Here is a 550-nt window from a genome sequence, read left to right as displayed (position 1 = left end):
AGCACGAACAACGCCGCCCCGGGCACCGGCGCCCCGATCGGGACGCTGGTGACCCCGGGGGTCAGGGGGGCGCTGATGGTGGCATAGACGGTGGTTTCGGTGGGCCCGTACCCGTTGAGCATCACCCGCCCGGGCGCCCACCGCTCGATCACCTCCGGTGGGCACGCCTCCCCCGCGGCCATCAAGGTCATCGGTGGCAGGTCGTGTGGGGGCAGGGCGGCCAGCGCCGAGGGGGTGTGGCTGAACACGCTGATGTGTTCGGTGCGCAGCAGGGTGTGCAGCTCCTCGGGGGAGCGGGTGATGTCGTCGGGCACCACCACCAGACGGCCCCCGTGTAGCAGGGCGCCCCAGATCTCCCACACCGAGAAGTCGAACGCATAGGAGTGGCATTGGGTCCACACCTGTTCGCGGCCTAGGTCGATGCCCACATCCAGGGTGTCGAACAGGCGGGTGATGTTGTGGTGGGTGACCGCCACCCCTTTGGGCACCCCGGTGGTGCCCGAGGTGTAAATAATGTGGGCCACCTGCTCGGGCCCCGGATCGGGCAGGG

At 69.5% G+C, this 550-nt stretch carries 1 protein-coding gene; it reads right to left on the bottom strand.

What is annotated here, in order from left to right:
* Positions 1 to 550 (bottom strand): AMP-binding protein (locus WU80_RS24820; RefSeq protein WP_156349780.1); only part of this gene is annotated, 550 nt, incomplete at both ends.

The organism is Mycobacterium sp. UM_11, assembly GCF_001414075.1.
In the GTDB taxonomy this organism is placed as follows: domain Bacteria; phylum Actinomycetota; class Actinomycetes; order Mycobacteriales; family Mycobacteriaceae; genus Mycobacterium.
The sequence above is the reverse complement of the archived record's forward strand: the minus strand, read 5'-3'. Positions and strand labels throughout refer to the sequence as shown.